Below are 26,833 nucleotides of genomic sequence, written 5' to 3'. Positions count from 1 at the left end.
CCTCTCCCGCCCAGGAGAGGAGTGTCAGTGCAGCCTGTTACTCTCCAGAAATGATTCCCCGCCTAACTGGTGCATCTGACGCAGGATCCACGCCTGCCGGCTACGAACATAGCCCGAGGGCGCGTCAACCCGAAACCGCAACGGGTTAGGCAAAACAGCCGCCAGCAGCGCCGCTTCCGACATGGTGAGTTTGCTGGCTGGCTTGTGAAAATAGCGCTGTGAAGCCTCCTCAACGCCAAACACCCCCTCCCCAAACTCCGCAATGTTCAGGTATACGGTGAGTATCCGGCGCTTCGTCCAGATGACCTCCGTCGTGAGCGTCAGCCCCGCTTCCAGCCCTTTACGCACCCAGCTTTTGCCATCCCACAGCAGCAGATTCTTTACCGTTTGCTGAGAAATTGTCGATGCGCCACGGACCCGGTTTTCATGCCGCTCATTGTGAGACAGGGCCTTTTCAATCGCGCCAAAATCAAGCCCCCAGTGCTCGGGAAATCGTTGATCTTCAGCGGCAATGACCGCCAGCCCAGCCCAGGGGGAAATATCATCCATGCCGACCCAGTCAGAATGCGCAACATAGCCAAAATCGCCGGTAAGCCAGGCACCCAACTGCCGCTCTACCATGACCGCAGAAAAGGGTACCGGCAGAAAGCTGAACAGGACAATGCCGCCACCCCAAAAAATGGCAAGTGCCAGCACCGCCCGTAAAATCAGTCGCTTAAGACGAACTTTTAGTGGACCACGCCGCACTTTCATTCCGTCAGCACCAGCACGCGTGCCACCAGCTTTTCGATACCGGTGGCCGCTTCGGCGATGTTTTGCGCCAGCATATAAGCAGGCGTGGTGACAACTTTGTTCTCCTCATCGACCACAATATCGTCTACCGGGCAGGAGACATGTTCAGCCCCCATATCCTCCAGGACTTCAGCGGTATCAATATCCGTACCTATGGTCAGACGCAGGGGGAAATCAAAAATTTTTGGCAACATTGCCGGCGCGATACAGATAAAACCAAGCGGTTTACCCGCCTGGTGCATCTCCTGCGCCAGATGCTTTAGCTGCGCATCAACGGCGCATGCGCTCCCCTCACTGGCAAAGTTACTGAGATTCTTTGCCGCACCAAATCCTCCGGGAACGATGAGGGCATCCAGATCCTTTACTGATGCATGCGCGAGCGACTGGATGGATCCACGGGCAATGCGTGCCGCTTCGATCAATACATTGCGGCTCTCATTGATCGGCTCCCCGGTCAGATGATTAATCACATCGGTCTGGATCTTATCCGGTGCAAAGCAGACGGCCTCGGCCCCTTCGCGGGCGATCGCAAGCAGCGTAAGCACCGCTTCATGGATTTCAGAACCGTCATACACCCCTGCTCCGCTGAGAACGACACCGACTTTTTTCATTCTGCTCATCCTTTATGCAATGTCATGTAGATAATTAAAAATTTTGATAAGGGCGCTATGCTTCACACATTTCATTGATTGACGTAACAAATCATTTAAGATTTGCTATCTTATGTGCGTGCAGTTCAAATTTTCAGACTGCGCCCTTGTAAAAAAACTATAACTTCACGGCGCAGCCACGTTTTCCCTGGTGTTGGCGCAGTATTCGCGCACCCCGGTTTATCCGGGGTCATTTTTTTCCAGCGTCCGCTACCCAGGCTTTCAGCACCGCCACATCATGCTGCCACTCCTGTTTCATCTCTTCGATCCATTCACCGACATTATCCCACCATGCAGGAAGATCGGGAGACTGGATCTGCTGACCTAGCTGTTGAAGATGACGCAGTCCGATCGATCCTGCCGCCCCTTTGATCTTATGCCCCTCTTCCACGATCCCTTTCTGATCCCGCGCCGTCAGGTTCGACTCCAGCACGCTAAGATAGCCCGGCATCATCTTCTCAAAGACCGCCAGTCCATCGGTAATGAGTTTTGGCCCCACCAGCTCGAGGTACTGTTCGAGCATCGCTACGTCCAGCAGGTTTTGTGATTTGTTATCCGTTGCAGTCATCGTTTCATCCTCATCGTCGCGGGTATCCCAGAATTTCTTAATCATGGCGGTCAGGGCGGGCACCGCCAGGGGTTTGCTCAGCACATCGTCCATTCCGGCTTCCAGATACTCGTTTTTATCTTTCAGCATGTTAGCCGTCAACGCCACCAGCGGAGGCAGTTCCTCACGGGCAAACTGACTGGTGAGTAAGCGGGAGATATCAAGCCCTGTCATGTCAGGCAACTGAATATCCAGTAACACCAGGTCATATTCACCGGGCCTGAACATCTCCAGCGCCTCTTTACCCGTCATCGCCACATCCACGCTGCTGCCCAGTTTTTCCAGCACGGAACGGGCGACAATGACGTTAAGTTCAATGTCTTCCACCAGCAGCACATGAAGGGCTGGTAACGGCATATCATCATCTTCAAAGGCATCTTCCACCTCTTCTGCAACCGCAGGCGCATGTACGGTAAGGGTGAACAGAGAGCCTCTGCCCGCCTCACTTGTGACCACAATGTCACCTCCCATGCTTTTTGCGAGGCGTCGGGAGACCGCAAGGCCAATCCCGGTTCCGGTCGCCGGTTTCCCGCCCTGGCTGTCTTTTACCTGATAATACATGGCGAAGATTTTATCGAGTTCTTCACGCGGAATACCGATACCAGAATCTTCGACCTCAAAGCGCAGCATATCTCCCGCCTCATAGCGCACACGCACCGTCACCTGGCCTTCGCGGGTAAACTTGACGGCGTTGCTAATCAGATTCCAGAGGATCTGCCGCAGCCGCGTACCATCGGTGACCACTTTATGCGGTAACGGTAGCGTCGGTTCCATCACAAACCGCAGTCCCTTCTGGTGAGCCTGCAATCCGGAGAGGTTCTCAAGGTCGGCCAGGAAGCTGGTGAAGTCGACAGGCTGGTTATCAAGCTGAACCTTACGGCGCTCCATTTTATCCATATCAATGATGTCATTGAAGATATTGCCCAACGTCACGGCCGAGACATGGATAGTTTTGAGGTATTTTTCCTGTTCACTGGTCAAATCGGTGTCCAGCAGGATCCGGCTTAAGCCAACGATGCCATTCAGGGGCGTGCGTAGCTCGTGGCTGATGGTGGAGATAAAGGTCGTCTTATCGCGACTGGCACGCTCAAGGGCGTCCTGATAGCGCTTACGCTCGGTAATATCGCGCCCGAAGCCCATCAGCCCGTGGCGCTTGCCTACGCGGTCATAATAGGGAACCTTACGAATTTCAAAACAGGCCTTGCGCCCGTCCGGGTAATCCAGCCACTGTTCGTAGGTAAGCGAGACGTTATGGCGAAATACTTTCTCATCAGTTTCGTTCACCTTCTCAGCCGCTTCAGTTGAATAGACATCCTGCGGCTTGAGGTTGATGAGTTGTTTCTCACTTTTCCCGGTCAGCAGTTCCATCGCCCGATTGCAGCCTGAGAACTCTTTATCTTCATTACGATAGAACACCAGATCGGGCGAGGCATCGAGAAAAGAGCGCAAAAAGGTCGACTGCTGTTCGAGCTGTATTTGCGTCTGTTCACGCTCCTGCATCTCAATCTTGAGCCGTTCAAAGGTAGCCTGCCGCTCAGCTTCGGCTTTCTCACGGTCGGCCATCTCCTGGTTGAGTCGGGTGATGTTCTCTTTAAGCTGTATATTGAGTTTAAGGTCGCGGTTACGCATCTCTTCAAGCTTATCAACCAGTCGGGACAGCCGCTGACGAGACTCTTCAAGTTGCTCTACCACCACCGACAGGAAGTAGACCGCCCAGGGGGTTATCAGTAAGCCAAAGAAAATTGAGCGGATAACGTCGATATTTTCCACCTGGCCTTGCAACACCATCGTTACCGCCATCTGTACCACAATGGCCAGCACCACCAGCGCCAGTGCTAACAGCATGGAGAAACGTACCAGGCCGAGCTTCATCATCAGGTCGACGTAATATTGCGCCAGTAAACGGATTTGCTTCATAACGATTTCCTCAAACGATTCCGCTCAATAATACTCAATTCTGAGCAAGGCGTTGAAGGTTGTGCGAAAAATGCGGCAATCATTGAGATTTGGCATTCATTCAGCGAATGATTTGGAGGCGGCGGTGCATTCAGGCGTCCAGCACTGTCCCAGCGCCGATCCCTGCACCCCGTGCGCCTTCAGATAGCGGTCAAGTTCCACCATCCCCGTCCAGCGGTTTTCACACCACAGCGGCGCCAGCAACGTAGGGCGGCGGGCGCTGGCGGAAATACGGTGATAAATCACCTCCGGCGGCGTATGGCGAATCATCTCCCCGGCGGTCAGCGTGTAATCCTCAAGCGCAATGCCGCTTAGCCTGCCCGCTTCCCAGGCCTTCGCCATAATGCTGCCCTTAACAATATGCAAAGGATGCAGCTTAATGCCGTCCACACCGGTATCTACGACGCGCTGGAGCGTTTGCAGGCATTCAGCCTGACCTTCTCCCGGCAGGCCGACAATCAGATGGCTACAGACCTTCAGGCCACGCTCGCGGGCAAGCCGGGTGGTACGCTGGTAGCAGACGAAATCGTGGCCACGGTTAATGCGATGCAGCGTTTTATCATGTGCCGTCTGTAACCCCAGTTCGAGCCAGACTTCAAAACCCTGCTCATGGTATTCACTTAACAGGTCAAGCACCGCTTCCGGCACGCAGTCTGGCCGCGTGCCCACGCATAAACCCACGATACTGGCCTGGCTTACCGCCTGCTGGTACATAGACCGCAACACCTGAACTTCCGCCCAGGTACTGGTATAGGCCTGAAAATAGGCAAGATAACGCTTTGCGCGATTAACCAGATGGGCCTGATGGGTAAGTTGTTCGGCAATGGAACGGTGCTGCTGCGCTTCGTCAGCAAAAGAGGCTACGTTACAAAAGGTACACCCCCCGCGCCCGATGGTGCCGTCGCGGTTTGGGCAGCTAAAACCGCCATGTAAGGTCAGCTTATGGACTTTTTCACCATAACGGCGGGCAAGATCCCCACCAAACATATTGACTAATTTCTGTAACTGCATAATCTGAGAGGCCGTGCTCTGAAAGGGGCCAAGCCTGCCATTTTTAGCTTTCGACGGCGATGATGTGGATCAATCGCCCGGCAACGCTTTTATTTACTGCATAAAAAATCATTATTACCGCACTTTCATTCACGCTGATGCCAATTACTTTTCCTTATGTTCGGCCTCTATTTTGCAAAAATAGTAGCGGCTGTGAAAAACAGTGAGTTTATGCGACCGCAACCCCTTCAGTAGCATAAAAATCTGCTATGACCCCTTTAGTTAGTACGGTAACGCATTAAGCGGGCTTTTCAATAGTGAGTCAGATCACAGAAAGAAATGGGCTATCGCTGCGCTCTGGCAATGTAAAAAAGGTTAAATATATTTATATTTCAAATAATTAACTAACTCATAGCACATTTTTGTATAAATAAGCCTGGCATTTGACCTGAATAAGGATTCCCGATAAGTTGGAAATCCGCTGGAAGCTTTCTGGATGAGCGGTCTGCTCATCATATTTATGCAGTTATTGTGATTCCCTCTTAAGCAAGTCCTCAACACTTGTGTACCGATGCGAAAAGGAAATTAAAGAGGGCGACATTCGAGGCATATGCCCCGTCGCCATGCTCTTTTTGCGCCTGTGCGCGTCGGTCAGGAGGGGGTCCCGTAGAGCCTGGGGAGGTTCACTGATATGTTGTACGATAAATCCCTTGAGAGGGATAACTGTGGTTTCGGCCTGATCGCCCACATAGAAGGCGAACCTAGCCACAAGGTAGTGCGCACCGCTATACACGCACTGGCCCGTATGCAGCACCGTGGTGCTATCCTCGCCGATGGTAAAACCGGTGACGGCTGTGGTTTGCTGCTGCAAAAACCCGATCGTTTCTTTCGTATCGTTGCGCAGGAACGCGGCTGGCGTTTAGCCAAGAACTATGCTGTCGGTATGCTGTTCCTGAATCAGGATCCTGAAAAAGCGGCCGCCTCACGCCGTATCGTTGAAGAAGAACTTCAGCGCGAAACCCTGTCGATTGTTGGCTGGCGTGATGTGCCAACGAACGAAGGGGTGCTCGGTGAAATCGCCCTCTCCTCGCTGCCTCGTATAGAACAGATTTTTGTTAACGCGCCTGCGGGCTGGCGTCCGCGTGATATGGAACGCCGTCTGTTCATCGCCCGCCGCCGCATTGAAAAACGCCTCCAGGAGGATAAAGAGTTCTACGTCTGTAGCCTCTCGAACCTGGTCAATATTTATAAAGGTCTATGTATGCCGGCTGACCTGCCGCGCTTCTACCTGGACCTGGCGGATCTGCGTCTGGAATCGGCCATTTGCCTTTTCCACCAGCGCTTCTCCACCAACACCGTGCCGCGCTGGCCGCTGGCACAGCCGTTCCGCTACCTGGCGCACAATGGCGAGATTAACACCATTACCGGTAACCGCCAGTGGGCGCGTGCCCGTACCTATAAGTTCCAGACGCCGCTGATCCCGGACCTGCACGATGCTGCACCCTTCGTGAACGAAACGGGTTCAGACTCAAGCTCAATGGACAACATGCTTGAGCTCCTGCTGGCAGGTGGTATGGACATCGTCCGTGCCATGCGTCTGCTGGTTCCGCCTGCATGGCAGAACAACCCGGATATGGACCCCGACCTGCGCTCCTTCTTCGACTTTAACTCCATGCATATGGAGCCGTGGGATGGCCCGGCCGGTATCGTGATGTCCGATGGACGTTTCGCCGCCTGTAACCTGGACCGTAACGGTCTGCGCCCGGCGCGTTATGTCATCACTAAAGACAAACTGATCACCTGCGCCTCCGAAGTCGGGATCTGGGATTATCAGCCTGACGAAGTGGTCGAGAAAGGCCGCGTTGGGCCGGGCGAGCTGATGGTGATTGATACCCGTGGTGGTCGAATTCTGCACTCCGCTGAAACCGACAACGATCTGAAAAGCCGCCATCCTTATAAAGAGTGGATGGAGAAAAACGTTCGTCGGCTGGTGCCATTCGAAGAGCTGGCAGACGATCAGGTTGGCACCCGTGAAATGGATGACGACCTGCTCGCCAGCTACCAGAAGCAGTTTAACTACAGTTTTGAAGAGCTGGACTCCGTTATCCGTGTGCTCGGCGAAAATGGCCAGGAAGCGGTGGGTTCAATGGGTGACGATACCCCGTTTGCCGTGCTCTCCAGCCAGCCACGTATCATTTACGATTACTTCCGTCAGCAGTTCGCGCAGGTGACCAACCCGCCTATCGATCCGTTGCGTGAAGCCCACGTGATGTCGCTGGCGACCAGCATTGGCCGTGAGATGAACGTCTTCTGCGAAGCGGAAGGTCAGGCACACCGCCTGAGCTTCAAATCGCCCATCCTGCTGTACTCCGACTTCACTCAGCTCACCACGATGAAAGAGGAGCATTATCGTGCGGATGTGCTGGATATTACTTTCGACGTGACCCAAACCACGCTGGAAGAGACCGTCAAAGCGCTGTGCGATAAAGCCGAGCAGATGGTCCGCGACGGCACCGTGTTGCTGGTGCTGTCTGACCGTGCAATTGCTAAAAACCGCCTGCCGGTGCCGGCGCCAATGGCCGTGGGCGCGATTCAGACCCGTCTGGTGGATAAGAGCCTGCGCTGCGATGCCAATATCATCGTAGAAACAGCGAGTGCCCGCGACCCGCACCACTTTGCCGTGCTGCTGGGCTTCGGTGCCACCGCCATCTATCCGTACCTGGCTTATGAAACCCTGGCAAAACTGGTCGACACCCGGGCTATCGAGAAAGACTACCGTACCGTGATGCTGAACTACCGTAACGGCATCAATAAGGGTCTGTATAAGATCATGTCCAAAATGGGCATCTCGACCATTGCCTCCTACCGCTGTTCAAAACTGTTTGAAGCGGTCGGCCTGCATGAAGATGTGTCGGGTCTGTGCTTCCAGGGCGTGGTCAGCCGTATCAGCGGTGCAAGCTTCTCTGATTTCCAGCAGGACCTGCTGAACCTGTCAAAACGCGCCTGGCTGGCACGTAAGCCGCTGGATCAGGGTGGACAGCTCAAGTACGTCCACGGCGGCGAATACCATGCCTATAACCCGGACGTGGTGCGCACCCTGCAACAGGCGGTGCAGAGTGGCGAATACAGCGATTATCAGCAGTACGCCAAACTGGTGAATGAGCGTCCGGCTGCAACGCTGCGGGACCTGCTGGCCATCACGCCGAACGGCGAAACCGTCAGCATCAACGACGTTGAACCGGCAAGTGAGCTGTTCAAACGCTTTGATACCGCGGCGATGTCCATCGGCGCACTGAGCCCGGAAGCCCACGAAGCGCTGGCAGAAGCCATGAACAGCCTCGGTGGTTTCTCAAACTCCGGCGAAGGCGGTGAAGATCCGGCGCGCTATGGCACCAATAAAGTGTCACGCATTAAGCAGGTTGCGTCCGGTCGCTTCGGTGTAACCCCGGCGTACCTGGTCAACGCTGACGTTATCCAGATTAAAGTGGCTCAGGGCGCAAAACCGGGTGAAGGCGGTCAGTTACCGGGTGACAAAGTGACCCCGTACATTGCCAAACTGCGTTATTCGGTGCCGGGCGTGACCCTGATTTCTCCTCCGCCACACCACGATATTTACTCTATCGAGGATCTGGCGCAGCTGATTTTCGACCTTAAACAGGTCAACCCGAAAGCGATGATCTCCGTGAAGCTGGTGTCTGAACCGGGCGTCGGCACCATCGCGACCGGTGTGGCAAAAGCCTACGCCGATCTGATAACCATTGCCGGTTATGACGGTGGTACGGGTGCAAGCCCGCTCTCCTCCGTGAAATATGCCGGTTGCCCGTGGGAACTGGGGCTGGTGGAAACCCAACAGGCGCTGGTCGCCAACGGCCTGCGTCACAAGATCCGTCTGCAAACCGATGGCGGGCTGAAAACCGGCCAGGACATCATTAAAGCGGCTATTTTAGGTGCCGAGAGCTTCGGCTTCGGTACCGGTCCAATGGTGGCGCTGGGCTGTAAATACCTGCGTATTTGTCACCTCAACAACTGCGCAACCGGTGTGGCAACTCAGGACGAGAAACTGCGTAAAAACCACTATCACGGCCTGCCGTTCAAAGTGACCAACTACTTTGAATTTATCGCCCGTGAAGTGCGTGAGTTAATGGCGCAGCTGGGTGTCAAACGTCTGGTCGATCTGATTGGTCGTACCGATCTGCTCAAAGAGCTGGACGGTTTCACCGCCAAACAGCAGAAACTGGATCTGTCGAAACTGCTGGAAACCGCCGAACCGCATCCGGGCAAAGCGCTGTTCTGCACCGAGAACAATCCGCCGTTTGATAATGGCGTGCTCAATGCGCAACTGCTGCAACAGGCAAAACCGTTTGTGGACGAACGCCAGAGCAAAACCTTCTGGTTTGACATTCGCAACACGGACCGCTCCGTCGGTGCATCGCTGTCCGGCTATATCGCGCAGCATCATGGCGATCAGGGTCTGGCGTCTGACCCGATTACCGCGCACTTCAGCGGCACCGCAGGCCAGAGCTTCGGCGTGTGGAACGCGGGCGGCGTAGAACTGTATCTGACCGGCGATGCCAACGACTATGTGGGTAAAGGCATGGCAGGTGGTTTAGTGGCGGTTCGTCCGCCAGTGGGCTCGGCTTATCGTAGCCATGAAGCGAGCATTATCGGTAACACCTGTCTCTATGGCGCAACCGGCGGTCGACTCTACGCCGCAGGCCGCGCAGGTGAGCGATTTGGCGTGCGTAACTCCGGCGCGATTACCGTGGTTGAAGGTATTGGTGATAACGGCTGCGAATACATGACCGGTGGTATCGTCTGTATCCTCGGCAAAACGGGCGTCAACTTTGGCGCAGGCATGACGGGCGGCTTCGCCTACGTACTGGATGAAGACGGTGAATTCCGCAAACGCGTGAACCCGGAACTGGTGGAAGTCCTGAGCGTTGATGACCTTGCTATCCATGAAGAACATCTGCGCGGTCTTATCACCGAGCACGTACAACATACCGGTTCTTCACGTGGTGAAGAGATTCTGGCGAACTGGCCGACCTTCTCAACGAAGTTCGCGCTGGTGAAGCCAAAATCCAGCGATGTGAAAGCTCTGTTAGGTCACCGTAGTCGTTCCGCAGCTGAGCTGCGGGTGCAGGCGCAGTAAGGGGTAGCAATGAGTCAGAACGTATACCAGTTTATAGACTTACAGCGTGTCGATCCGCCGAAGAAACCGCTGAAGATCCGTAAAATTGAATTTGTAGAAATCTATGAGCCGTTTTCAGAAGGCCAGGCCAAGGCGCAGGCAGATCGCTGCCTCTCCTGTGGTAACCCGTACTGCGAGTGGAAATGTCCGGTACACAACTACATCCCGAACTGGCTGAAGCTGGCCAACGAGGGGCGTATTTTTGAGGCGGCAGAGCTGTCGCATCAGACCAACACCCTGCCGGAAGTCTGTGGGCGCGTCTGCCCTCAGGACCGACTGTGTGAAGGCTCCTGTACCCTGAACGACGAGTTTGGCGCAGTGACCATTGGTAACATCGAACGCTATATCAACGATAAAGCGTTTGAAATGGGGTGGCGTCCTGACCTGACCGGCGTGAAGCAAACCGGCAAACGTGTTGCCATCATCGGTGCGGGCCCGGCAGGCCTTGCCTGCGCGGACGTATTGACCCGTAACGGCGTAAAAGCCGTGGTGTTTGACCGTCACCCGGAGATCGGCGGCCTGCTGACCTTTGGTATCCCGGCCTTCAAGCTGGAGAAAGAGGTGATGACCCGTCGTCGCGAAATCTTCACCGGTATGGGGATCGAGTTCAACCTGAACACTGAAGTGGGCCGTGATGTGCAGCTCGACGACCTGCTGAACGATTACGACGCCGTCTTCCTGGGGGTGGGTACTTATCAGTCCATGCGCGGCGGTCTGGAAAATGAAGACGCCGATGGCGTATTTGATGCGCTGCCGTTCCTGATTGCCAACACCCGCCAGATCATGGGCTTTGGCGACTCCGCAGAAGCGCCATACACCAGCATGGAAGGCAAACGCGTCGTGGTGCTGGGCGGTGGGGATACCGCGATGGACTGCGTGCGTACTTCCATCCGTCAGAACGCGAAGCACGTTATCTGTGCTTACCGTCGCGACGAAGAAAACATGCCGGGTTCCCGTCGTGAAGTGAAAAACGCGCGTGAAGAAGGCGTCGAGTTTCAGTTCAACGTGCAGCCGCTCGGTGTGGAAATCAACGCCAACGGTAAAGTATGCGGCGTAAAAATGGCGCGTACCGAAATGGGTCAGCCGGATGCGAAAGGCCGTCGTCGCGCAGAAATCGTGCCTGGCTCCGAGCATGTGGTACCGGCAGACGCGGTCGTGATGGCGTTTGGTTTCCGTCCGCACAGCATGGAATGGCTGGCGAAACATAGCGTGGAGCTGGATTCTCAGGGCCGCATCATTGCGCCGGAAGGTAGCGACAATGCGTTCCAGACCAGCAACCCGAAGATCTTTGCCGGTGGCGATATTGTGCGCGGTTCCGATCTGGTGGTGACTGCGATTGCTGAAGGTCGTAAAGCGGCCGATGGCATTATGAACTGGCTGGAAGTGTAAAACAGCGTGCCGGATGAGGGGCTATCCCGTCATCCGGCTAACGCTGGTACAGCCCTCTTTTCTCTCCCGTCGCTTCCTGAAGCATCCCGCTTCCACGCTTAGCTCCGATAGATCTCATCCGTGAGAAACGCCGGCCAGTTTTTCTCAAAGAAAATGGCTGAAAGATCGTCGAGCGTGCGTAGCGGCTTGGTCTCTACCTGGAATTCGCCATGCCGCCAGACGACCTGCAATTGTTCCTGCCGGTGTTCAGGCTTCTCCGACAGAAAACGAAAGGCAGACAGCTCGCCCTCACGGGTTTGCGGTACCACATCCCCCTGCGACGAACACAGCATGCGCGCTCCCCGGCTGCCGCCGCCGTTGGCAATATAAACCTCCAGCGCCACGAGCAGTGCCTCTGATGCCAGCGCCATGTGACGCCATTGCAAACTGAACGCTGCCTGATGGGGGTGCGTGATGGCGATGCCACTTTGGGCAATACGCTGATTCAGACGATGGGCGGCCTGACGCGCCCCCGGCACACGTGCTGCATCACAGATAAACCCGGCCCGCTCACTCATGCGCTGCTGAATTTCAGCGCGCACATCGTTGATGGATAACGCCTGAGGATGGCTACTGTCCTGCTGGATCTGGCGCAGCAGTGCTGCCGTTTGTGTTTCGAATAAAGCCGTTGATGGGCTGCGCGGCGTCGCTGCAATATGCTTTGCACAGCGCAAACCAAACACCTGCCCGGCATTCAGTGCGGCCCCGCCGGGGCGCGTCACGCCATGCGTTCCCGCCGCTTCCCCCACCGCGTAGCAGCCGTTGAGCGATGATTGCCCCCAGACATCCACCGCGATACCGCCATTCATATGCTGATGGTTGACGTTAAAAGGCAGCGGCTGGGTGGTGAGATCGTGCCCGTGATGCTTATAAAGCTCGATAGCCAGCGGATTCATGCGCTGCAGACGTGCGATGGGCAATTCAAGGCAGGCATCGTTGTTGCGCAGGTAGTGATAAACATCTTCATCCAGATTGCCAATGGCAAAAGGCTCATCGCCCGGCACCGGCAACGGGTTGCGGTTGAAATCCATCAGAATGGTTCGCCCGGCCTGAGATTCGTTATAAATCGCCAGATCCACCAGGCTTGAGCCAAAGTCCAGCATACGCGTGGCGTGAATGGGCCACTGATATCCTTTACGGAAAATGTTTGAGGCCAGCTCGCGGGTGGTGCGGTAGTACCGTGCAAGGAAATTGTGCTCCTGTCCGTGCGCATCCATAGAGTAGATGTAGGGCATGCTCTGCACGTAAGTGCCGGAGAGATTCCAGGGAAACTCGTCGCGACGGGTACCAATGCCAAACTGATGCTCCGTCAGATTGACGGTGGCAATCCCGGCCTCCAGCGCCAGTCCGAGTGAACCAAAGCAGCGTTTCGGGTAGACGCTGTCCCTGAAGAGCTCCCCGGGGCCACCTGCCGCGAGCACCACGGTCGGACTACGCATCAGGCACAGCCCCCACGGGTTATCCTCCGCTCTTGCCCCTTTGACAATGGCGAGGATCCCCGCCACCCGTCGCTGCTCACCCTCTCCTTCTGTCAGTAGCCTGACCGCCGTAGCATGGTCAACAAAGGGCACGCCCAGCAGTACCGCCTCTTCTGCCAGAACTTTAACCATTAGTCTTGAGGTGCGTGGGCCACAGCTGGTGGCTCGTCCCACCTCATCGTGATCCGTCTGATAACGCAATACCGCGCCATATTTGTCCTCCGGCAACGGCAGTCCGATGCTCTTCAGGCCGATAAAGGCCTCCACCGACCCCACCGATTCGACATAGGCCGTGTCCGCATCCATCGCCCCGCCCGCGCCAATGGCAGTAGCAAGCGCCGTGAAATTGTCACCTCTGAAACTGGTTGAGGCGGTGTGCAGCGTCTGTTTATCCGATCCGGAACAGGCTGAGGTGCCCCAGAATAAGGTCTGTGTCGCCACCAGCACATCCATTTTTCTGCGTTTCAGTTCTACAGCGGCACGTAGCCCGGCCGCACCGCTACCGACCACCAGCGCATCGCTCTCATAAACCGGAATGCGAAATCCATCAATCTCAATGCGCTGCTGCGGCTCCGCCTGTAAAACATGGCGCGGCATGGTCACGTTGGTCAGATTTTCCAGGATTGACTGCGGGATCGTTATTGCCATGTTTTCCTTCCTTAAATACGTGATGACAGCCCGGACATGCCCATCTCTTTGACAGGCTTAGGTGCTTTACGTACGCCCAGCAGTAACACCGAGCTCACCACCATGACGCAGGCCGCCACAAACCACACCGCTGACATGGAGTATTTGTCGGCAAAATATCCGGCCAGTACCGGCGAGATCCCCCCTGCGGTCATGCCGACATTCATCACAAAGCCAATGGCTGAACCGCGCAGCTGCGGTGGCACCAGTTCTGCGGTAAATGAGAGCACCAGCGGCGTGACGGGATAACCCAGCAGGCCAAGCAGCAGAACCAGGATAACCACCGCAAAAACGGGCAGCTGTAACACCATTGCCGCCATCAACAGGCTACTGGCCACCGTGATGCCTATCAGGATGCTGCGTTTACGGGAAAAATCGCCGCCATCGCAAATGCGGCCCAGCAAAAAGCCGCCCAATGCCCCTGTTAACCCCAGCAGACTGGCAATCGTTCCTGCGGTGCCGATAGTGAGCTGTTTAACATTCATCAGGAATGTCGGTGCCCAGAGCAGTACAATCCACCAGCCGCTCAGCAGCAGGAAGTAGTAAAACGCCATCAGCATGACGGATTGGTTTTTAAACAATTGCTTCAACGGCACTTTCTCGTGTTTCGCAACGGCGACTGCTTTTTTCGGTTCAGACTTCACCAGCATCGCGTAGGCAATAGCGACCAGGATACCCAGCCCCCCGGCAACATAAAACACCACGCGCCAGCCATATTCCGGGCCGAGAACCGCTCCGAGCCAGGTGCCAAAAAAGCCGCCGATGGGGTAGCCCATCCAGTAGAGGGACATTACGGTGGTGCGTTGTTTTTCAGTGGTGACGTTCGCCACCTCCAGCGAGGCGGCAGGCCAGAACACCCCTTCCCCGATGCCGGTCATCACACGATAAAAAATCAGCGACGTCAGGCTTCCGGCAATCCCGGTAAGCATGGTGGCCACGGAGAACATGACCAGGCCTAAAATCAGCACCGGTTTACCGCTGAGCTTGTCGGCGATAATGCCTGACAGGAAAAGAAAACCGATAAAACCGTAGAAGAACGAACTCATCAGAATGCCGGACTGGCCTTTACCCAGCCCGAAATCTGTTGCGATGAGGCCGATTGCAGAGGAGACGGTCATGCGATCCACGGAGTACATCATGTAGCCCAGCCCGCAGAGAACCGACACCAGTATCATCTTTTTTGTATCTGTATTCATATTTCCCTCGACTAACCTGGTAAGACTGACGAGACATCAGATACAGCCAAAATCTGATTAACAATGCGTCATATGACGCGCTTTGCAGGTAGCCAGCACCGTATCCGGGTCGCGCTGCCACCAGTTATGTTCAGAGAAAATTTCCACCTCATGCGCCCCGTCGTAGCCGAGCGCTTCGACGGCCTGACGGGCGGCACGTATATCAATCACACCATCGCCCATCATGCCGCGATCGAGCAGCAGATGATTGGTTGGCACCAGCCAGTCGCAAATATGAAATCCGAGGATCCGTTTGCGACCGGCGCGGCTAATTTGCTGGAAAAATTTGGGATCCCACCAGGTGTGGTAGAGATCGACCGCCATGCCGAGCCCGTTCTCTCCCAGCTCATCGCAAAGATCGTTTGCCTGTTCCAGCGTGTTTATACAGGCACGATCGGCAGCATACATCGGGTGCAACGGCTCAATGGCCAGCGGCATTCCCGCGCTGCGCGAATATTCCAGTAAGCGTCCCAACCCGTCGCGCACCTGACTGCGTGCGCCGGCGAGATCTTTTGACCCGCCCGGCAGCCCTCCAACCACCAGTACCAGACAGGCAGCGTTAACGGCCAGCGCTTCATCAACGGCCCGTCGGTTGTCGTCGTCGGCCGCACGCCTTGCCGCCTCGTCGATACCGGGGAACATCCCGCCACGGCAGTAGCCGCTGACGGTGAGTTCATTTGTGCGGATAAGCTCAGCGGTACGCTTAAGCCCGAGCGCCTGCACCTGATCGCGCCAGGGCGAGATGCCACGAATTTCATGGCGGGCGCAACCCTCGATAATCTTATCCAGCGTCCATTGCTGGCGGACGGTAGCCGTGTTCAGCGATAAACGCCGTGGATCCGGTTGTTGCATAACGCCTCCTCAACGCACCAGCGATGGAACATCAACCCAGCGACGCTCTTTCCAGCTCTGCAGGGCAAGCTCAACCAGTTGCACGCCTTTCGCCCCTTCAAGCAGGTTCCAGCGGAAATCACCCTCTCCATGCACGTGGCGCAGGAAAAGCTCCCACTGCACTTTGAAAGCATTGTCGTAAGTCGTGGTATCCGGCACCGGCGACCAGTCTTCATAGAAGTTATGCGTCTGGCGAACATCGGGGTTCCAGACCGGTTTCGGGGTATTGACGCGGGATTGCGTCAGGCAGTCGGTGAGGCCCGCCACCGCAGAACCGTTTACGCCATCCACCTGGAAGGTCACCAGATCGTCACGGCGCACGCGTACGCACCAAGAGCTGTTAATCTGCACAATGGTGCCGTTTTTCAGTTCAAAGGTGGCGTAGGCTGCGTCATCGGCGGTGGCTTTATAAGCGTTGCCCTGCTCGTCAAAACGTTCAGGAATGTGGGTTGCGCCCAGGCAACTGATACTCTTGATTTCACCAAACAGGTTATCGACGACGTAGCGCCAGTGGCAAATCATGTCGAGGATGATGCCGCCGCCATCTTCCTGGCGGTAATTCCAGGACGGACGCTGGGTGGGCTGCAAATCCCCTTCAAATACCCAGTAGCCAAACTCACCGCGCACCGACAGCACCTGCCCAAAAAAGCCCGCCTGATTGAGCATCTGCAGTTTGCGCAGCCCCGGCAACCAGAGTTTGTCCTGCACCACGCCGTGGCATACCCCCTGCTGTTCCGCATAGTGGTAAAGCTCCATCGCTTCGGACAGGCTGACCGCCACCGGCTTTTCGCAATAGATATGTTTCCCGGCGGCAATCGCCTTTTTCAGCAATGTGGGGCGCGCCTGGGTGGTCGCCGCGTCGAAGAAAATAGTGTCGTTGGGATTGGCAAGCGCTGCATCAAGGTCGGTGCCCCAGCGGGTAATGCCGGTCTGTTGTGCCAGCGCGGCAATTTTTTCCTCATTACGACCAATCAGGATGGGATCCGGCAGCAAACGATCGCCGTTTGCCAGCAGCACGCCCCCCTGCTCGCGAATCGCGACGATCGAACGGATCAGGTGCTGATTTTTACCCATCCGGCCAGTTACACCATGCATGATAATGCCAACGGAAATGGTAGCCATTGCTGTGCCTCGTGATTAAAAGTGGGATTTGTTCAGGCCGCCGTCCACATCAATAATCTGGCCGACCGTGAAGGGGAGTTTGCCGCCTGCCAGTGCATCAACGACAGTCGCGATATCTTCCGGCTGACCCCAGCGCTTCATGGGTACCAGGCCGTCATTAATAAGCTGGTCATATTTAGGTTTTACGCCGCTGGTCATGTCGGTGGCGATAATGCCGGGGCGCAGTTCGTATACGCCCACCCCCTCTTCAGCCAGACGTAGCGCGAACAGTTGCGTCACCATGCTTGCCGCCGCTTTTGATACGCAATATTCCCCACGCGATATCGACAGGCTATGGGCGCTACAGGAAGTGATGTTAATAATAGAGCGGTGCTGCCCGTTCAGTTCCCCCTGTTGCAGCATGGCACGCGCTGCCTTCTGGCAGAAAAAGAACATGGACGTGGTGTTAACATCCTGACAATACTGATAATTCTCTGGCGTCACCTCCAGCAGGTCGCCGCGCTGCTTCGCCGCAGTTCCGGCGTTATTAACAACGCAATCCAGCCGTCCCCAGCGGGCTAACACCTTGTCAAACATAGGCTGCTGAAGGGGTAAGTCGGCCACATCGCCTGGCAGTGCCAGTGCTTCAATGCCAAATCCCTCTAATTCCGCTACCATGGCTTGTTGCCGGGCACGGCCTTCTTCGGTATCACGTCCGTTGATGGCGACATGAAACCCGGCTCTGGCCAGCGCGAGCGCACAGGCTTTACCAATTCCCCGTGTCGAGCCTGTTACCAGTGCTACCGGACGCTGCGAATGGATCATGTGGATACTCCCTGCTGAGAACGATGGATTTCAACTAATCAGTTGAAACTGCCAAATCAGTATAGGAAGAGTCAAAAATTAAAATCATGATCGACTTCGCAAAATCAACCAGATGGTTGATTTATTTAAAACTACAATTAAAACAAGAAATTGAATGGAGATTCTATGAAAGGGGAATCAAGAACAAAGCGCAGACATGATCCTGATCTCACAAAATGCCTGATCCTGAACGCGGCGAAGAAGGAGTTTGCCGAAAAGGGTTTCGATGGCGCGAGGATTGATCAGATTGCTGCCACGGCAAAAGTGAACAAGCAGCTGATCTATTACTATTTCGACAACAAAGACACCCTCTTTACCCATGTTTTACAGGCGGCATATCAGGATATTCGTACCAAAGAGGCGGCACTGGAGCTGGATCATTTGCCGGCCCGCGATGCGGTACTCGAATTGATGGATTTTACCTGGCATTACTACCTCGAAAATCCGGAATTTATTCAGCTGCTTAACAGCGAGAACCAGCTGAAAGCTCGCCACCTCAAAGAGGTGGATACCATCGTGCCGATTAACAGCACCTGGCTTGCGATCACCCAACGTATTCTCGATCGCGGGCAGGAAGATGGCACGATCAGGCCCGGAATTGACGCGATGCAGCTTAATATCACTATGTCGGCACTGGGATTTTTCTATCTTATTAACCAGTCAACGCTATCGATTATTTATCAGCAGGATTTGAAACGACCGGAAGCACTGGCGGTCCGAAGGAAGGTGATGCGGGAGACCATTGCCTGCTGGCTGATGCCAGGCGCGCAGGCATAAAAAAAGCAGGGCCTGCTGGCCCTGCCTGGATTTTACTTCACGACGCGTAACGAAGGGCGTCCACCACGGGGTGGGGGATCATCATCAGGATCGTTGTTGTCTTCGTGATCGGGTTTATCACCATCAATCACTGACATTACCGATGTTACCGCCTCGTCTTCAGAGAGCGTGGCATCGTTTTCATCGTTAAGGCTGACCACGTCTTCGTCGTAGGCAACTTCCGGCTCAAACATCGTACCGGCACCGTTTTCTCGCGCATAAATCGCCAGTACCGCAGCAAGCGGGACGGAAACCTGACGCGGAACGCCGCCAAAGCGCGCGTTAAAGCGCACTTCGTCGTTGGCCAGCTCAAGATTACCGACTGCGCGTGGCGCAATGTTGAGAACGATTTGCCCGTCACGCGCATACTCCATCGGCACGCGCACCTCAGGTAAGGTGACGTCCACGACCAGATGCGGCGTGAGCTGGTTGTCCAGCAGCCACTCGTAAAATGCGCGTAGCAGATAAGGACGACGCGGTGTCAGTTGCGACAAGTCCATCAGTTAACCCCGGCCAAGGCGCATCTCGCGCTCTGGTTCAGTTAAAGAGGCGAGGAAGGAGTCACGCTCAAATACGCGTGTCATATACCCTTTCAGCTCTTTAGAACCTGCACCGCTCAATTCGATACCCAGAACCGGTAAACGCCACAGCAACGGTGCCAGATAGCAATCCACGAGGCTGAATTCATCACTCAGGAAATAAGGCTTCTGACCAAACACCGGGGCAATCTGCATCAGTTCTTCACGCAGCTGGCGACGGGCGTTATCAGCCTGCGCACCGCTGGTATTCTTGATGACTTCCATCAAGGAGTACCAGTCTTTCTCGATACGGTGCATGTAGAGACGGCTTTCGCCACGGGCTACCGGGTAAACCGGCATTAAAGGTGGATGCGGGAAACGCTCATCCAGGTATTCCATGATAATGCGTGATTCCCACAGAGTGAGTTCACGATCGACTAAAGTCGGTACGCTTTGATTCGGGTTGAGGTCAATCAGATCCTGCGGAGGATTATCCTTTTCCACGTGTTCAATTTCGAAGCTGACACCTTTTTCGGCCAGCACGATACGGACCTGATGGCTATAGATATCAACAGGACCAGAAAACAGCGTCATTACCGAACGTTTGTTGGCAGCGACAGCCATGAAAACCTCCAGGTATATTCAGAATTTTACTGCTACCAGCCCTACTGCGACTGGCCAGATGTTAGTTACCTACCCACGCGCACCGTCACTCTCGTTCAAAAATCAAACAAAAAATGAACAATCCCAGGCATTTGGGCAGAAAATTGGATGATAGTTTACCAGATTTTGAAGGCTTTGTGGTGAGGGGATTCCGGAAATGCTGAAAAAGAAGAGGGAATCAACTCGTTACTGTGGATAACGTGATTTTTATCCATAAAAAAACCCGGCATAAACCGGGTTTTTGCGCCAATCGCTCTGCCTGCGCAGAACAAATTAACGTTTGGAGAACTGCGGACGACGACGTGCTTTACGCAGGCCGACTTTCTTACGTTCAACCTGACGAGCGTCACGAGTGACGAAGCCAGCTTTACGCAGTTCAGAACGCAGAGACTCGTCGTACTCCATCAGAGCGCGGGTGATACCGTGACGGATCGCACCAGCCTGACCAGAGATACCACCACCTTTAACAGTGATGTACAGATCCAGTTTCTCAACCATGTCGACCAGTTCCAGCGGCTGACGAACTACCATGCGGGCAGTTTCACGACCGAAGTACTGTTCCAGAGAACGTTGGTTGATAACGATTTTGCCACTGCCCGGTTTGATGAAAACGCGAGCTGCGGAACTTTTGCGGCGACCAGTGCCGTAGTATTGATTTTCAGCCATTGCCTATAATCCCGATTAAATGTCCAGAACTTGCGGTTGCTGTGCCGCGTGGTTGTGCTCGTTACCCGCGTAAACTTTCAGTTTACGGTACATAGCACGACCCAGCGGGCCTTTTGGCAGCATGCCTTTAACCGCGATTTCAATCACACGCTCAGGACGGCGGGCAATCATCTCTTCAAAGGTCGCTTCTTTGATACCACCGATGTGGCCGGTGTGGTGGTAGTACATTTTGTCAGAACGCTTGTTACCGGTTACAGCAACTTTTTCTGCGTTCAGAACGATAATGTAATCACCAGTATCAACGTGCGGAGTGTATTCCGCTTTGTGCTTACCGCGCAGGCGACGAGCCAGTTCGGTAGCCAGACGGCCCAGAGTTTTACCGGTCGCGTCAACAACATACCAGTCGCGTTTTACGGTTTCTGGTTTAGCTGTAAAAGTTTTCATTAAAAGCTTACCCAAATAAATAAGTTACACGTTGGTGAACACCCAAACGTTTAGTCAGTTGAGGTTCACACGACAAAGTCCGGCAAACCTACCCCTTCGAATAGCCAATGCCGACACTAGAAAGTTTCGGGAAAAAAACCTTCTCGTAACGTGGGGTCGCAAGATTATAGAGAAGTCGGGGTCAAAGATCGACCCCTAATTGTGATTCGAAGCGGGTTTTTACGCCAGGCAAGGAGGGCGGCCTGGTGCCTCAGCCGCTGCGGCTCTCCCCAAAGAGAGCGTGGCAGTTATGGCATATGCTGAAGCTTGAGGTACTCCTCACTTTGCATCTCCTGCAAACGCGATAAGCAGCGCTGAAACTCAAATTTAAGCTGCTCGCCCTGGTAAATCTCATGTAATGACACTTGTGCGCTGACGACCAGTTTCACGTGGCGCTCATAAAATTCATCAACCAGAGCGATAAATCGGCGCGCTTCATTTTCCATTCGCGCCGTTATCACAGGGACATCAAACAGCATCACCGTATGGAACAGGCGAGAGAGGGCAATATAGTCATGCTGACTGCGAGCCTCTACGCACAGGGTGGTAAAAGAGACGGCCAGCGTCTGATTTTCGACACCCAATGTCGCCAGAGGTCGATGGTTAATATCCAGCGTGGGAGCCTCCCCGCGCGGCGTTCCCGCCAGGGCCTGCCAGAGCGTATCCATATGTTGGGTGGTGTCGTCATTGAGCGGTGAAAGCCACAGATGCGCCTGCGTCAGAGTGCGCAGACGATAATCAACGCCGGCATCCACATTCATGATGTCGCAATGCTGTTTAATTGCGTCAATGGCCGGCAAAAAACGCGCCCGTTGCAAACCGTTACGATAAAGTTCGTCAGGAGGAATGTTTGACGTCGCCACCAGAGTGATACCACGGGCAAACAGCGCTTTCATCAGGCCGCCCAGCAGCATGGCATCCGTGATATCTGATACAAAAAACTCATCAAAACAGAGCACATCCGTTTCGGCTTTAAAGCGATCGGCAATACTCTCCAGCGGATCGCTATGCCCTTGTAATTCTGAAAGTTCTTCATGCACACGCAGCATAAAACGGTGAAAATGAAGCCGCTGTTTACGCGTTCCTGGCAGGCTGTGGTAAAAGAGATCCATCAGCCAGGTTTTACCACGCCCGACCCCACCCCACATATATAACCCGCGCACCGGCGCGTGCATAACAGGTTCACGTTTACCCAGTAGCTTGCCAAATTTTGCCAATAAACCACCAGGTTCCGGCGCGACCGCTGTTTTAGTCACAATCTGTTGATAAATTTCATCCAGCCGGGTGACAGCCTCTTTTTGCACATCATCCGGTTGATGGCTACCCTCGTTCAGGGCATTGATATAACGCGATGTTGGGGAAAGACTCTGCATATCGTTAAAGTTGTTCCTTGAAAATCGATCCTGCCCACAGGGTTGACCAAAAAAAGGTCGCTCTACCCTACGCGATGCCGCGCCGGGATTCCACTTCTGCGCGATTAGCGGTTATAGTGGCATAATCAGGCGTGGGCAAGGCGCTTGCAGCCACCACCCTACGGAATCATAAGACAATGGGAGAAGTACATGACCTGGGAATACGCGCTAATTGGGTTAGTTGTCGGTATCATAATTGGTGCCGTGGCCATGCGTTTTGGAAACCGGAAATTACGTCAGCAGCAGGCTTTGCAATACGAGCTGGAAAAGAACAAAGCTGAGCTTGAAGAGTACCGTGAAGAGCTCGTGAGCCACTTCGCGCGCAGCGCAGAGCTACTGGATAACATGGCGGATGATTATCGTCAGCTCTATCAGCACATGGCGAAAAGCTCCAGCAGCCTGTTGCCAGAGATGTCCGCTGAAGAAAACCCGTTCCGTAACCGTCTGGCAGAGTCTGAAGCCGGTAACGATCAGGCCCCGGTGCAAATCCCGCGTGATTACTCCGAAGGGGCTTCGGGTTTACTGCGTGGTGGCGCGACCCGTAAATAATCCTCTTTTATCCTGCATTTTTAACGGGCGCACATGTTGCGCCCGTCCTGTCTTAATAAACCCAGCTATTATTTAGGCATATCCGCATTGTTACCAGGTTGAAATTTCAATAACATCAACCTGTTTAACGTCGTTTTCCCCCTTTCACTTTAGGTTACGAGAGCCAGCATCAATGAAGAAACAAACCCTGCTGTTGAGTGCGTTAGCGTTAAGTGTCGGGTTATCTCTCTCGGCACCCTTCCCGGCCGTGGCGGCAATGCCGTCAGAGGTTCCAGGCCAGGGGGCGCTGCCAAGCCTTGCGCCTGTGCTGGAGAAAGTACTGCCTGCGGTGGTCAGCGTGCAGGTGGAAGGTACGGCGGTTCAGGGGCAAAAAGTCCCTGAGGAGTTAAAGAAATTTTTCGGTGAAGCGTTGCCCGATCAACAGGCTCAACCTTTTGAAGGTCTGGGGTCAGGGGTCATCATCGACGCGGCGAAAGGTTACGTACTGACGAACAATCACGTTATCAATGAAGCACAAAAAATTAATGTGCAGCTTAATGACGGGCGTGAATTTGAAGCAAAGCTTATTGGTGGTGATGATCAGAGTGACATAGCCCTGCTGCAGTTACAGAATCCAACTAACCTTACGCAGATTGCTATCGCCGACTCAGACAAACTGCGCGTGGGCGATTTTGTTGTCGCCGTGGGTAACCCCTTTGGCCTTGGGCAGACCGCCACATCCGGCATCGTCTCGGCGCTGGGACGAAGCGGGTTAAACCTTGAGGGGCTGGAAAACTTCATCCAGACCGATGCTTCCATCAACCGGGGAAACTCCGGCGGTGCACTTCTGAATCTTAATGGTGAACTGATTGGTATTAATACTGCCATTCTTGCCCCGGGCGGCGGTAGCGTAGGTATAGGATTTGCTATCCCCAGCAATATGGCACAGACCCTCTCTCAGCAATTAATCCAGTTTGGTGAGATCAAACGTGGGTTGTTGGGTATTAAAGGCACCGAGATGAGTGCGGACATCGCCAAAGCCTTTAATCTCAATGTCCAGCGCGGTGCCTTTGTGAGCGAAGTGCTGCCCAATTCGGGTTCAGCGAAGGCGGGCATCAAATCCGGTGACGTCATTGTGAGCCTTAACGGCAAGCCTCTGAATAGCTTTGCAGAACTGCGTTCCCGAATCGCGACAACTGAGCCGGGGACCAAAGTCAAACTGGGCCTGTTGCGGGAAGGTAAGCCACTGGATGTGGAAGTTACGCTGGACAAAAGCACCTCTTCGTCGGCCAGCGCAGAGCTGATTTCACCCGCACTTGAGGGCGCCTCCCTTAGTGATGGTCAGCTCAAAGATGGCACTAAAGGCATCACGATTGAAAACGTTGAGAAGAGCAGCGCCGCAGCCCAGTCCGGTTTACATAAAGATGATGTGATAATCGGCATTAACCGTATCCGGGTGCAATCTATCGCAGAAATGCGAAAAGTACTGGAAACCAAACCCGGCATCATCGCGTTACAAATCATTCGCGGCAACGAAACGCTTTATTTATTGCTACGTTAAGCAAATGCGATCCCGGACATCACCGCTGCATGTGATGTCCGGATAACTCATGCTATGCTGCTGCCGATCCCTTAACAACGACGCCCGCATCATGTTTTTGAAGTTCTTACGCTCGGTAGTAATCGGTTTGATTGTCGGTGGCCTGATCCTCGCCGCCGTCCCCTCGTTACGTCAAAAAATCATGTTATCGACACCGCAGTTTGATAGCTCAGGTGAGACACCCGCCAGCTACAATGCGGCAGTGCGTCGCGCCGCACCTGCGGTAGTCTACGTTTACAACCGGGGTCTGAATAACGCTTCGCACAATCGTCTTGAGATACGTACCCTGGGTTCAGGGGTCATCATGGATCAGCGCGGGTACATTGTTACCAACAAGCATGTCATCAATGATGCTGACCAGATTATTGTCGCCTTGCAGGATGGCCGGGTGTTTGAAGCCCTGCTGGTCGGGTCGGACACCCTTACCGATATTGCCGTTTTAAAAATCAATGCTCCCAGCGGCCTGCCGGTGATACCGATTAATACGCAACGCATCCCGCACATTGGTGATGTCGTACTGGCTATTGGCAACCCCTACAACCTTGGGCAGACCATCACGCAAGGCATTATCAGTGCGACAGGCCGAATCGGGTTGAATCCCTCTGGCCGCCAGAATTTTCTGCAGACCGATGCCTCGATCAACCATGGCAACTCAGGGGGGGCGCTGGTCAACTCGTTGGGTGAGTTGATGGGAATCAATACGCTCTCTTTTGATAAGAGTAACGACGGTGAAACGCCGGAAGGGATTGGTTTTGCCATCCCCTTCCAGCTTGCCACGAAGATTATGGATAAGCTTATCCGCGATGGGCGCGTGATCCGTGGCTACATTGGGATTGGCGGAAGAGAGATAGCCCCAATGCATGCTCAGGGTGGCGCTATCGATCAGATCCAGGGCATCGTGGTTAATGAGGTGGCACCGGATGGCCCCGCCGCGCAGGCAGGGATTCAGGTGAATGACGTTATTGTCTCGGTAAATGGTAAACCGGCGATTTCCGCGCTGGAAACCATGGATCAGGTTGCAGAGATACGTCCGGGTTCAGAAATTCCGGTTGAAGTCATGCGGGAAGATAAAAAGCTCAAATTGCAGGTCACCATTCAGGAATATCCGGCGACCAGCTAATGCATAAAAAAACCGGAGCGCATGCGGCTCCGGTTTTTGTGCTTACCCCTGATGGCAAGCGGCACACCAGGTGGCTGCAGTCATTATTTGTTAACGAAGTCTTCACCCAACTGGATATCTTTTTTCAGCGTATCCAGCATCCCTTCCAGTGCCTGCTGTTCGAACTCGCTCAATGAGCCTATTGCCTTGCGTTCTTCAATACCATTTTTGCCCAACAGCAGCGGTTGAGAGAAGAAACGCGCATGCTGCCCGTCACCTTCAACGTAAGCACACTCCACCACGCCTTGCTCACCCTGCAACGCCCTTACCAGCGACAGACCAAAACGTGCTGCCGCCTGCCCCATAGACAGCGTTGCCGAGCCGCCACCCGCTTTCGCTTCCACCACTTCGGTGCCGGCATTCTGAATACGTTTTGTCAGATCGGCAATTTCCTGCGCAGAGAAGCTCACGCCCGGGATTTGCGACAGTAAAGGCAGGATAGTCACACCTGAATGCCCCCCCACAACGGGGACCTCGATATCCGTCGGCTGCTTACCTTTAAGCTCAGCAACAAACGTATTGGAACGGATGATGTCCAGGGTAGTGACCCCAAACAGCTTATTCTTGTCATACACACCCGCTTTTTTCAGCACTTCTGCTGCGATGGCAACGGTGGTATTGACCGGGTTAGTAATGATCCCAATACAGGCTTTCGGACAGGTTGTCGCGACCTGGGCTATCAGATTTTTCACGATGCCGGCATTGACGTTAAAAAGATCGGACCGGTCCATACCGGGCTTGCGGGCCACGCCAGCTGAGATAAGGACAACGTCTGCACCCTGGAGGGCTGGCGTTGCATCTTCACCGGAAAAACCTTCAATCTTCACCGCGGTAGGAATATGGCTGAGGTCAACAGCGACTCCAGGGGTGACAGGAGCGATATCATACAGAGTGAGTTCTGAACCTGAAGGCAGTTGAGTTTTCAGTAGTAGAGCTAACGCCTGGCCAATGCCACCAGCTGCGCCGAGGACTGCAACTTTCATCATAAACTCCTTATTATGGTTAGCTAAATATTTCGTTACTCCGTTGCGGCGACCTTAATTCACCCTGATAATTATGGCATCATGCAAACCAAAATTCTGCGGCACGGCACGCTTTTAAAATATTATAATGGGCTT

21 protein-coding genes are annotated in these 26,833 nt (G+C 54.3%); 6 read left to right on the top strand and 15 right to left on the bottom strand.

Going from position 1 to position 26,833, the window contains the following annotated elements; genetic code table 11:
- Window positions 1-24: 24 nt before the first annotated feature.
- The 4 genes from mtgA to KXR87_RS07815 all read right to left on the bottom strand — a co-directional run bounded on the left by mtgA (window position 25) and on the right by KXR87_RS07815 (window position 5,016).
- Window positions 25-753 carry a monofunctional biosynthetic peptidoglycan transglycosylase gene (mtgA, locus tag KXR87_RS07830; protein ID WP_437431702.1) on the bottom strand — a complete coding sequence of 243 codons (729 nt, stop codon included), beginning with the start codon at window positions 751-753 and terminating at the stop codon, window positions 25-27.
- Window positions 750-1,403: an isoprenoid biosynthesis glyoxalase ElbB gene (gene elbB / locus KXR87_RS07825; protein WP_437431701.1), complete on the bottom strand. Its 654-nt coding sequence runs from the start codon at window positions 1,401-1,403 to the stop codon at window positions 750-752. The genes mtgA and elbB overlap by 4 nt, the downstream gene beginning before the upstream one ends.
- 229 nt (window positions 1,404-1,632) lie before the next feature.
- A complete protein-coding gene (arcB, locus tag KXR87_RS07820; protein ID WP_437431700.1) occupies window positions 1,633-3,966 on the bottom strand; it encodes an aerobic respiration two-component sensor histidine kinase ArcB in 2,334 nt (777 codons plus the stop codon).
- 96 nt (window positions 3,967-4,062) lie between these two features.
- Entirely contained in the window at window positions 4,063-5,016 is a 954-nt protein-coding gene (locus tag KXR87_RS07815; RefSeq protein ID WP_437431699.1) for a TIGR01212 family radical SAM protein, read from the bottom strand.
- 670 nt (window positions 5,017-5,686) lie between these two features.
- Here KXR87_RS07815 and gltB point away from each other — a divergent pair.
- Both gltB and KXR87_RS07805 read left to right on the top strand, forming a co-directional pair.
- Window positions 5,687-10,147 carry a glutamate synthase large subunit gene (gene gltB / locus KXR87_RS07810; protein WP_437431698.1) on the top strand — a complete coding sequence of 1,487 codons (4,461 nt, stop codon included), beginning with the start codon at window positions 5,687-5,689 and terminating at the stop codon, window positions 10,145-10,147.
- Window positions 10,148-10,156: 9 nt separating this feature from the next.
- Window positions 10,157-11,575: a glutamate synthase small subunit gene (locus tag KXR87_RS07805; protein WP_437431697.1), complete on the top strand. Its 1,419-nt coding sequence runs from the start codon at window positions 10,157-10,159 to the stop codon at window positions 11,573-11,575.
- A 98-nt stretch (window positions 11,576-11,673) separates the two neighbouring features.
- On the opposite strand, the gene KXR87_RS07800 is transcribed toward KXR87_RS07805, so the two are convergent.
- Genes KXR87_RS07800 through KXR87_RS07780 form a run of 5 tightly spaced genes read right to left on the bottom strand, consistent with a single transcriptional unit; the run spans window position 11,674 to window position 17,831 of the window.
- On the bottom strand, window positions 11,674-13,740 hold the full coding sequence (locus KXR87_RS07800) for an FAD-binding protein (protein ID WP_437431696.1): 2,067 nt from the start codon (window positions 13,738-13,740) through the stop codon (window positions 11,674-11,676).
- Window positions 13,741-13,751: 11 nt separating this feature from the next.
- On the bottom strand, window positions 13,752-14,975 hold the full coding sequence (locus KXR87_RS07795) for an MFS transporter (protein WP_437431695.1): 1,224 nt from the start codon (window positions 14,973-14,975) through the stop codon (window positions 13,752-13,754).
- Window positions 14,976-15,032: 57 nt separating this feature from the next.
- A complete protein-coding gene (locus KXR87_RS07790) occupies window positions 15,033-15,866 on the bottom strand; it encodes a sugar phosphate isomerase/epimerase family protein (protein ID WP_437431694.1) in 834 nt (277 codons plus the stop codon).
- A gap of 9 nt (window positions 15,867-15,875) precedes the next feature.
- On the bottom strand, window positions 15,876-17,027 hold the full coding sequence (locus KXR87_RS07785) for a Gfo/Idh/MocA family protein (protein ID WP_437431693.1): 1,152 nt from the start codon (window positions 17,025-17,027) through the stop codon (window positions 15,876-15,878).
- A 15-nt stretch (window positions 17,028-17,042) separates the two neighbouring features.
- Window positions 17,043-17,831 carry a 3-ketoacyl-ACP reductase gene (locus KXR87_RS07780; protein ID WP_437431692.1) on the bottom strand — a complete coding sequence of 263 codons (789 nt, stop codon included), beginning with the start codon at window positions 17,829-17,831 and terminating at the stop codon, window positions 17,043-17,045.
- 165 nt (window positions 17,832-17,996) lie between these two features.
- Here KXR87_RS07780 and KXR87_RS07775 point away from each other — a divergent pair, with 165 nt between their 5' ends.
- The gene (locus KXR87_RS07775; protein ID WP_437431691.1) at window positions 17,997-18,647 is read left to right on the top strand and encodes a TetR/AcrR family transcriptional regulator; all 651 of its coding nucleotides are present in this window, start codon (window positions 17,997-17,999) and stop codon (window positions 18,645-18,647) included.
- A gap of 32 nt (window positions 18,648-18,679) precedes the next feature.
- On the opposite strand, the gene sspB is transcribed toward KXR87_RS07775, so the two are convergent.
- From sspB to zapE, 5 genes are all read right to left on the bottom strand, one after another.
- A complete protein-coding gene (sspB, locus tag KXR87_RS07770; RefSeq protein ID WP_437431690.1) occupies window positions 18,680-19,186 on the bottom strand; it encodes a ClpXP protease specificity-enhancing factor in 507 nt (168 codons plus the stop codon).
- Window positions 19,187-19,189: 3 nt separating this feature from the next.
- Window positions 19,190-19,828 carry a stringent starvation protein SspA gene (gene sspA, locus KXR87_RS07765; protein ID WP_437431689.1) on the bottom strand — a complete coding sequence of 213 codons (639 nt, stop codon included), beginning with the start codon at window positions 19,826-19,828 and terminating at the stop codon, window positions 19,190-19,192.
- A gap of 312 nt (window positions 19,829-20,140) precedes the next feature.
- Window positions 20,141-20,533 (bottom strand): 30S ribosomal protein S9, encoded by a 393-nt coding sequence (gene rpsI / locus KXR87_RS07760; RefSeq protein ID WP_003860436.1) that lies wholly within the window; start codon window positions 20,531-20,533, stop codon window positions 20,141-20,143.
- Window positions 20,534-20,548: 15 nt separating this feature from the next.
- Window positions 20,549-20,977 (bottom strand): 50S ribosomal protein L13, encoded by a 429-nt coding sequence (rplM, locus tag KXR87_RS07755; protein WP_002437467.1) that lies wholly within the window; start codon window positions 20,975-20,977, stop codon window positions 20,549-20,551.
- 287 nt (window positions 20,978-21,264) lie between these two features.
- A complete protein-coding gene (gene zapE, locus KXR87_RS07750) occupies window positions 21,265-22,389 on the bottom strand; it encodes a cell division protein ZapE (RefSeq protein WP_437431688.1) in 1,125 nt (374 codons plus the stop codon).
- 189 nt (window positions 22,390-22,578) lie between these two features.
- Here zapE and zapG point away from each other — a divergent pair, with 189 nt between their 5' ends.
- The 3 genes from zapG (at window position 22,579) to degS (ending at window position 25,676) form a co-directional block, all read left to right on the top strand.
- Window positions 22,579-22,977 (top strand): Z-ring associated protein ZapG, encoded by a 399-nt coding sequence (gene zapG, locus KXR87_RS07745; RefSeq protein ID WP_437431687.1) that lies wholly within the window; start codon window positions 22,579-22,581, stop codon window positions 22,975-22,977.
- 172 nt (window positions 22,978-23,149) lie between these two features.
- The gene (gene degQ, locus KXR87_RS07740; RefSeq protein ID WP_437431686.1) at window positions 23,150-24,517 is read left to right on the top strand and encodes a serine endoprotease DegQ; all 1,368 of its coding nucleotides are present in this window, start codon (window positions 23,150-23,152) and stop codon (window positions 24,515-24,517) included.
- Window positions 24,518-24,608: 91 nt separating this feature from the next.
- The gene (degS, locus tag KXR87_RS07735) at window positions 24,609-25,676 is read left to right on the top strand and encodes an outer membrane-stress sensor serine endopeptidase DegS (RefSeq protein WP_437431685.1); all 1,068 of its coding nucleotides are present in this window, start codon (window positions 24,609-24,611) and stop codon (window positions 25,674-25,676) included.
- 83 nt (window positions 25,677-25,759) lie between these two features.
- On the opposite strand, the gene mdh is transcribed toward degS, so the two are convergent.
- Entirely contained in the window at window positions 25,760-26,698 is a 939-nt protein-coding gene (gene mdh / locus KXR87_RS07730; protein WP_437431798.1) for a malate dehydrogenase, read from the bottom strand.
- Window positions 26,699-26,833: the final 135 nt, after the last annotated feature.

The sequence above is a fragment of the Yokenella regensburgei genome, assembly GCF_051486985.1.
Taxonomy (GTDB): Bacteria; Pseudomonadota; Gammaproteobacteria; order Enterobacterales; family Enterobacteriaceae; genus CBFFRJ01.
This window is presented reverse-complemented; position numbering and strand designations above follow the sequence as displayed.

Coding starts and splice junctions, on each gene's coding strand:
- mtgA (WP_437431702.1), bottom strand. CDS start 753: ATGAAAGTGCGGCGTGGTCCACTAAAAGTTCGTCTTAAGCGACTGATT.
- elbB (WP_437431701.1), bottom strand. CDS start 1,403: ATGAAAAAAGTCGGTGTCGTTCTCAGCGGAGCAGGGGTGTATGACGGT.
- arcB (WP_437431700.1), bottom strand. CDS start 3,966: ATGAAGCAAATCCGTTTACTGGCGCAATATTACGTCGACCTGATGATG.
- KXR87_RS07815 (WP_437431699.1), bottom strand. CDS start 5,016: ATGCAGTTACAGAAATTAGTCAATATGTTTGGTGGGGATCTTGCCCGC.
- gltB (WP_437431698.1), top strand. CDS start 5,687: ATGTTGTACGATAAATCCCTTGAGAGGGATAACTGTGGTTTCGGCCTG.
- KXR87_RS07805 (WP_437431697.1), top strand. CDS start 10,157: ATGAGTCAGAACGTATACCAGTTTATAGACTTACAGCGTGTCGATCCG.
- KXR87_RS07800 (WP_437431696.1), bottom strand. CDS start 13,740: ATGGCAATAACGATCCCGCAGTCAATCCTGGAAAATCTGACCAACGTG.
- KXR87_RS07795 (WP_437431695.1), bottom strand. CDS start 14,975: ATGAATACAGATACAAAAAAGATGATACTGGTGTCGGTTCTCTGCGGG.
- KXR87_RS07790 (WP_437431694.1), bottom strand. CDS start 15,866: ATGCAACAACCGGATCCACGGCGTTTATCGCTGAACACGGCTACCGTC.
- KXR87_RS07785 (WP_437431693.1), bottom strand. CDS start 17,027: ATGGCTACCATTTCCGTTGGCATTATCATGCATGGTGTAACTGGCCGG.
- KXR87_RS07780 (WP_437431692.1), bottom strand. CDS start 17,831: ATGATCCATTCGCAGCGTCCGGTAGCACTGGTAACAGGCTCGACACGG.
- KXR87_RS07775 (WP_437431691.1), top strand. CDS start 17,997: ATGAAAGGGGAATCAAGAACAAAGCGCAGACATGATCCTGATCTCACA.
- sspB (WP_437431690.1), bottom strand. CDS start 19,186: ATGGACTTGTCGCAACTGACACCGCGTCGTCCTTATCTGCTACGCGCA.
- sspA (WP_437431689.1), bottom strand. CDS start 19,828: ATGGCTGTCGCTGCCAACAAACGTTCGGTAATGACGCTGTTTTCTGGT.
- rpsI (WP_003860436.1), bottom strand. CDS start 20,533: ATGGCTGAAAATCAATACTACGGCACTGGTCGCCGCAAAAGTTCCGCA.
- rplM (WP_002437467.1), bottom strand. CDS start 20,977: ATGAAAACTTTTACAGCTAAACCAGAAACCGTAAAACGCGACTGGTAT.
- zapE (WP_437431688.1), bottom strand. CDS start 22,389: ATGCAGAGTCTTTCCCCAACATCGCGTTATATCAATGCCCTGAACGAG.
- zapG (WP_437431687.1), top strand. CDS start 22,579: ATGACCTGGGAATACGCGCTAATTGGGTTAGTTGTCGGTATCATAATT.
- degQ (WP_437431686.1), top strand. CDS start 23,150: ATGAAGAAACAAACCCTGCTGTTGAGTGCGTTAGCGTTAAGTGTCGGG.
- degS (WP_437431685.1), top strand. CDS start 24,609: ATGTTTTTGAAGTTCTTACGCTCGGTAGTAATCGGTTTGATTGTCGGT.
- mdh (WP_437431798.1), bottom strand. CDS start 26,698: ATGAAAGTTGCAGTCCTCGGCGCAGCTGGTGGCATTGGCCAGGCGTTA.